Genomic DNA, 5,879 nt, shown 5'->3' with positions numbered 1-5,879 from the left:
CCCGATCTGCATTGAGTAGTGACGGGAAAACCTTAGCCAGTGGCAGTGCCGACCAGACGGTGAAGCTGTGGGATGTCAGCACAGGTCACTGCATCAGAACGTTTCAAGAACATACCGATAGACTGTGTTCAGTGACATTCAGTAATGACGGGAAAACCTTAGCCAGTGGTAGTGCTGACCACACGGTGAGGTTATGGGATTGTGAGACCGGAAGCTGTGTAGGAATTTTGCGCGGACATAGTAATCGAGTCCACTCCGTGGCCTTTAGTCCCAATGGTCAGCTCTTGGCTAGTGGCAGTACAGACCACACGGTGAAGCTGTGGGATATTGGTGAGAGTAAGTGCTGCAAAACCTTGACCGGACATACCAATTGGGTATTATCAGTTGCTTTCAGTCCCGATGGGAAAACCCTAAGCAGTGGCAGTGCTGACAAAACGGTCAGACTTTGGGATGTTTCCACAGGGGAGTGCCGTGACATTTGCACTGGACATAGCCATCTCGTCTCTTCAGTCGCCTTCAGTGTGGATGGTCAAATTATGGCGAGTGGGTCTCAAGACCAAACGGTAAGACTAAAGGATGTAGAAACGGGGGAGTGTTTGAAAATCCTGAGAACTCCTAGACTCTATGAAGCTATGAATATTACTGGAGTTAGAGGGTTAACTGAGGCACAGAAAGTAACTCTGAAAACGTTGGGAGCGATAGGATGAAGTTAAAATTTAGAATTTAGAATTTAGAATTTAGAATTTAGAATTTAGAATTATAATTTTTTTTATAATTAATAATTAATTATTTTGGGTGTTGTCGTAATGGCAGGATAAGAGGAAAAGGGAACGGGATCGCCTAGGGTGACATGCAGGTCAATCGCTTAGCGGTTCTTTCAGAGCATCCCATATCACAGAAACGTGATTACATTTAGCTTAGCTGATAGCTGATAGCTGATAGCTGATAGCTGTTCGCGTAGCGTGCGCGTAGCCCATATGCTTACATTATAAATTATTATCTGAATTGGGTAACATTTATTCCATGAGTGATGACCAATCAACGTGCAGACTACGATAATCCATGGAAAGAGGCAATTTCCTTATATTTCCAACCCTTTATGGCATTTTTATTCCCCGAAATTGAGGAAAATATTGACTGGAACAAAGGCTATGAATTTCTGGACAAGGAATTCCAACAGATAGCGCGGGATGGGGAAATTAGCACTAGGGAAGCAGACAAATTAGTTAAGGTTTGGCGCAGGGATGGCCAGGAAACCTGGGTATTAATTCATGTGGAAGTCCAAAGTCAATACGAATCCGTGTTTGCTGAGAGGATTTATGTGTACAATTACCGCATTTTTGACAAATATCGCCGTCAAGTAGTCAGTTTAGCTGTTCTAGCTGATGAAAGCAAATCCTGGCGACCGAATGAATACAGTTACAGGATATGGGGGTGTGAGGTGTTGTTGCGCTTCCCGATTGTTAAACTGCTGGATTATTCGTCCCAGGTGTTGGAGGAAAGTAACAATCCTTTTGCGGTAATTGTGGCAGCTCATCGAGCTAATCAGCAAACTAAACAAGATGTTCAGCAACGATATCAGATTAAATTACAAGTTGCAAAACGTTTGTATCAACGGGGCTATGGCAGGCAAGATATCCTAGAGTTATTCCGGTTAATTGATTGGCTAATTAGTTTACCCGATAGCTGGCAAACCGGCTTTACAGAAGAAATTAGACGTTATGAAGAGGAGAGTAATATGCGTTACGTTACTAGTTTTGAACGCCTTGCTCGTCAAGAGGGGATTGAAATCGGCATTTTGGAAAAAGGTCGAGAATCCTTGCTGGAAGTACTTCGGATTCGTTTTGAAGATGTGCCTAGGGAGTTGGTGGAAACAATCAACCAAATTAAGGATGACTCGATTTTGACAATGTTGCACAGACAGGCAATTACCATTGCTTCTGTAGAGGAGTTTATAGTTGTGGTTAATCAGCAGCTAGCTTCTGGTGAGCAAAGTTCTTAGGTGCGCTTAACGGAAAGTGCTACAGGAAAATTTGATAAATTATTGGAATTTAGAATTTAGAATTTAGAATTTAGAATTGATTTTTTTTCATTCTTCATTCTTCATTCTTCATTCTTCATTCTTCATTGTTTGTAAGCATTCAGTCGTTGGCCGTAGGCCACGCTACTTGAGGTGCGGTCAGCGGTCAGTCATTTGCTTACCTGTTTTCTTCAAAAGCTGTGCGCGTAGCGTGCGCGTAGCGCACAACCTGATAGCTGATAGCTGATAGCTGATAGCTGATAGCTGATAGCTGACGGCTAAATGCTTACAATCAGATTAAGAAATTTTCTGTAATACTGATATCATTCCAAACCAACTTAATGCTAAAATATTCTCCTGCTTCGCCACTCACTTGCAACTTAAGATTTTCTGTCTCTCTGGCTTGGACTTGAATCACCACAATTCCTTCTTGATCTAGCACCATAATTTGTAAACCTTTGGGGAGAAGGTCTTGACCACCAGCAGGATGCAGCTCAATGGATAGATTCATTTTGGGTGATTCTGTCCGATCTAGCTCCACTAATAAAGCTACTTGCTGATCACCCCAGCCGATCTCAGTACCGAGTAGCTTACCTCTTTTAACTCCTGCTGTAGTATGGAATTTGGTACTAGCTTCTTGATGCAGTCGCTCATGGGGGTTTCCCCCAAGACCGCGCTGCATCGCTTGGTGAAAGGAGTCACTTCTAAAACTGAAATTTCGCTCTGGGTATTGCTCTAAGATAGTCTCCACGTTGTCCCAACCCGGATCAAAACAATCCTCTAACCACCGCTTTAGTTGTACCACTCTTTCACTAGATGTTTCACTCGGTTTTAGTCGCTGTGGTGGGCTGGGGTCTAATTTAAAACTGTCTAATCTAAAACTATCCTTAGGAAAGAGGGAAGGAGAAATGGGAAATGGGGAATGGGGCGCAGTATACCCTGCATCCCCTTGCCTTCCGGAACCTCTGCGAACAAGGGGAACTGTTTGCTGGGTTTGTCCTGCTGGAATAGTGGTGTGTGACATTAACAAGTTACTCCAATACACTCTGTAATTTTCATAATAATGGCCAGAAAATCACAAAATGTCTCAGTTTTTGTCTCAGTTGTCTCAGTTTTTTGCTAAGGGTGATTAATGTAGGGAACAGGGAACAGGGAACAGGGAACAGGGAAAACATTTTGTGTACCTTATATTTGAATGTAGAATTAATAATTAATAATTAATAATTTAGAATTGGAAATCAATAATTTAGAATTGGGAATTGGGAATTGGGAATTGGGAATTGGGAATTGGGAATTATGCCTTCACTCTTCACCCTTATAAATTCACCCTTCACCATTCTTCCTTATTCATTCTTCCTTATTCATTCTTCCTTATTCATTCTTCCTTATTCATTCTTCATTCTTCATTCTTCATTCTTCATTCTTCATTCTTCATTCTTCATTCTAAATTCACCATTCTTCAACCTTTAACTTTTGAGCAGAGTCGATTCAATAATTCTTTTGGAATTGCCTCGAAATTTTCTAAGATAAAATCCATTAACGCTAGATGATGTAAGGAATCAGAAGAGGGAGATCTATAGCGAGCACCTTGGGCGAGCCAGGTGTTTGCAGCGTGGGTTGAGCGGAAGCAGATTTGACCAATGTCTTCTTGGTTAACTTGCCATTTGCCATAAAACTCTTGGGGGGTCATGGACAGTGGGCAGTTGCTGTATAGGTTGATCAGGATTCGCTCTCGCTCAGTGATGGGACGAGGAATTGAATGTTCGCGTGTGGATTGGCTCCTGGCAAGTTGGGCAAGACGGTCTAGGGCTCGCTGACACTTAATGAGATGGTCATTTGAGCGATTTGTTGGCATGATGAAATTACCTCACACATAGCTTGTGACTGGGGACCAGAGCCGCGCTTTAGCGTGCAACTGAGAAGCGCGGCTCTTTGTCCAAAAATGCTAGGGGAATATCGGACATCTTTATTATTACTAATATCTTGGAAAATGTCAAGGGTATTTTTTAAGTTTGAAACATTTTTTTACAAATTAGCAAAATTGATTATTTTTGGGTTTTATAGCGCCTTGCAAATTTATTGATTACATATTTATGAGTTGTTAGGTAACAGGGAATAGGGAATAGGGAATAGAGAAGTTGGCATTAAACCTAATTTATTTATTATTGCTAATTAAGAACTGGAATTTATCTTTGTGGACTTTATCTTTTGTGCCCTATTTTCATCATTAACTTATCTGTAAATCGCTATATTTCTGCTCCCGACTCCCGATTCCCGATTCCCGATTCCCGATTCCCTACTCCCTACTCCCTACTCCCTATTCCCTATTGCTGGTAATCTCTCTAATTGCTGCTAAATCGGGATAGGATAATACACTATCCATGGCTAGCCAAAGTAAGTACTCGATATTCCCGGCGGGGCCAGTAATGGGGGAGGAGATTAATCCTTTGTACTGCCAACCTAGGGGTTTGGCGGATTCTAGAACGTTTGCGATCGCATCCGCACGGTGATGGGGGTCCCTGACTACTCCTTTTTTCCCGACACGGTCACGACCAACTTCAAACTGAGGCTTAACTAGCAACACTACTTCACGGGGAGGGGATAGCAGTTGCCACAGAGCAGGAAGAATTTTGGTTAAGGAAATAAACGAAACATCCACTACGCCTAAATCAGCATAGACTTGACCCTGATTCAGGACTGGTGAAACACCGTACAAGTCGGCTGGCTGAAGATAGCGTAAGTTGGTACGTTCTTTCAAGACCACCCGCTGGTCATTGCGCAGACTCCAGGCTACTTGTCCATATCCCACATCAACACCATAAACCTGTTTTGCTCCAGCTTTTAGCAAGCAGTCGGTGAAGCCACCGGTGGAAATGCCACCATCTAGGCAAATGCGTCCGTTTACTGAAATCCTAAATACCTCCAAGGCTTTGGCAAGTTTTTGCCCTCCTCTGGATACAAAAGGGGGTTTCTCTTTGACCTGAATCTGAGCGGTGGTCTTAATTTCAGTTCCTGGCTTATCTAATATTTGTCCATCTACCATGACTTCACCGGCACGAATCAGCACCTGAGCTCGCTGTCGGGATTCACACAGGTTAAGGTCTACTAATAATTTGTCGAGTCGTTGTTTAACCAATGGGATTGGAAGGTTAGGAGGTTAGGAGGTTAGGAGGTTGAAGGTTTGAAGGTTAGTGCGTAGGGTGCGTTAGGGAGGGGCTCGTCCTGATTTTCCACCTCGTAGTCAGTGTTGAGATAGCCCGTCCCGTAACGCACCGCCAGTTTTGGAAGAGTCCGCCTCGTAACGCACCACCCAAGGGCTCGCCCTGATTTTCCAGCTCTTTCTCAGTGCGTAGGGTGCGTTAGGGAGGGGCTCGTCCTGATTTTCCACCTCGTAGTCAGTGTTGAGATAGCCCGTCCCGTAACGCACCGCCAGTTTTGGAAGAGTCCGCCTCGTAACGCACCACCCAAGGGCTCGCCCTGATTTTCCAGCTCTTTCTCAGTGTTGAGACAGCCCGTCCCGTAACGCACCACCGGGTCAAACAGCACAAATGAGATGCACCCGAAGGTTGTTTGCTTAGAAGGTTGTTTGGTGGTTTGGTTTAAGGTTGTTTGGTGGTTTGGTTTAAGGTTGTTTGGTGGTTTGGTTTAAGGTTGTTTGGTGGTTTGGTTTAAGGTTGAAGGTTGTTTGGTTGTTTGCTTAGAAGGTTGTTTGGTGGTTTGGTTTAAGGTTTAACTCTTAAGAAACACATTCGCCTGGTGAGGACTGGGGAACAAGATCAAAACCAAGAGTCTGAGCTTTTTTCTCAAGATAGGAGAGAGTGCGTTGACGATACTTTTGTTCGTAAGCATCAACACCAGG

The 5,879-nt window shown here is 43.6% G+C and carries 6 protein-coding genes; 3 read left to right on the top strand and 3 right to left on the bottom strand.

The window, feature by feature from the left end:
* Together F6J99_RS40745 and F6J99_RS40740 are read left to right on the top strand one after the other, a co-directional pair.
* Window positions 1–707, top strand: a 707-nt coding sequence (locus F6J99_RS40745) for a WD40 repeat domain-containing protein (protein ID WP_293122049.1), incomplete at its 5' end; no start/stop codon positions are given.
* 323 nt (window positions 708–1,030) lie between these two features.
* On the top strand, window positions 1,031–2,002 hold the full coding sequence (locus tag F6J99_RS40740) for a transposase (RefSeq protein ID WP_293122046.1): 972 nt from the start codon (window positions 1,031–1,033) through the stop codon (window positions 2,000–2,002).
* Window positions 2,003–2,312: 310 nt separating this feature from the next.
* Here the strand turns inward: F6J99_RS40740 and F6J99_RS40735 are convergent, their stop codons facing one another.
* Window positions 2,313–3,044 (bottom strand): DUF1822 family protein, encoded by a 732-nt coding sequence (locus F6J99_RS40735; RefSeq protein WP_293122043.1) that lies wholly within the window; start codon window positions 3,042–3,044, stop codon window positions 2,313–2,315.
* A 435-nt stretch (window positions 3,045–3,479) separates the two neighbouring features.
* Complete coding sequence (locus F6J99_RS40730; RefSeq protein WP_293064067.1) at window positions 3,480–3,875, bottom strand: hypothetical protein; 396 nt, start codon at window positions 3,873–3,875, stop codon at window positions 3,480–3,482.
* 353 nt (window positions 3,876–4,228) lie between these two features.
* Here F6J99_RS40730 and F6J99_RS40725 point away from each other — a divergent pair, with 353 nt between their 5' ends.
* On the top strand, window positions 4,229–4,357 hold the full coding sequence (locus F6J99_RS40725) for a hypothetical protein (protein WP_293122040.1): 129 nt from the start codon (window positions 4,229–4,231) through the stop codon (window positions 4,355–4,357).
* On the opposite strand, the gene F6J99_RS40720 is transcribed toward F6J99_RS40725, so the two are convergent.
* Complete coding sequence (locus F6J99_RS40720; RefSeq protein WP_293122037.1) at window positions 4,338–5,156, bottom strand: TlyA family RNA methyltransferase; 819 nt, start codon at window positions 5,154–5,156, stop codon at window positions 4,338–4,340. The genes F6J99_RS40725 and F6J99_RS40720 overlap by 20 nt on opposite strands.
* Between the last annotated feature and the right edge of the window lie 723 nt (window positions 5,157–5,879).

The organism is Moorena sp. SIO4G3 (genome assembly GCF_010692305.1).
In the GTDB taxonomy this organism is placed as follows: Bacteria; Cyanobacteriota; Cyanobacteriia; order Cyanobacteriales; family Coleofasciculaceae; genus Moorena; species Moorena producens_A.
The sequence above is the reverse complement of the archived record's forward strand: the minus strand, read 5'-3'. Positions and strand labels throughout refer to the sequence as shown.

Bases quoted from the DNA above. Each gene is read 5' to 3' on its own strand.
- F6J99_RS40730 (WP_293064067.1), bottom strand. From the start codon at position 3,875: ATGCCAACAAATCGCTCAAATGACCATCTCATTAAGTGTCAGCGAGCC.
- F6J99_RS40735 (WP_293122043.1), bottom strand. From the start codon at position 3,044: ATGTCACACACCACTATTCCAGCAGGACAAACCCAGCAAACAGTTCCC.
- F6J99_RS40740 (WP_293122046.1), top strand. From the start codon at position 1,031: ATGACCAATCAACGTGCAGACTACGATAATCCATGGAAAGAGGCAATT.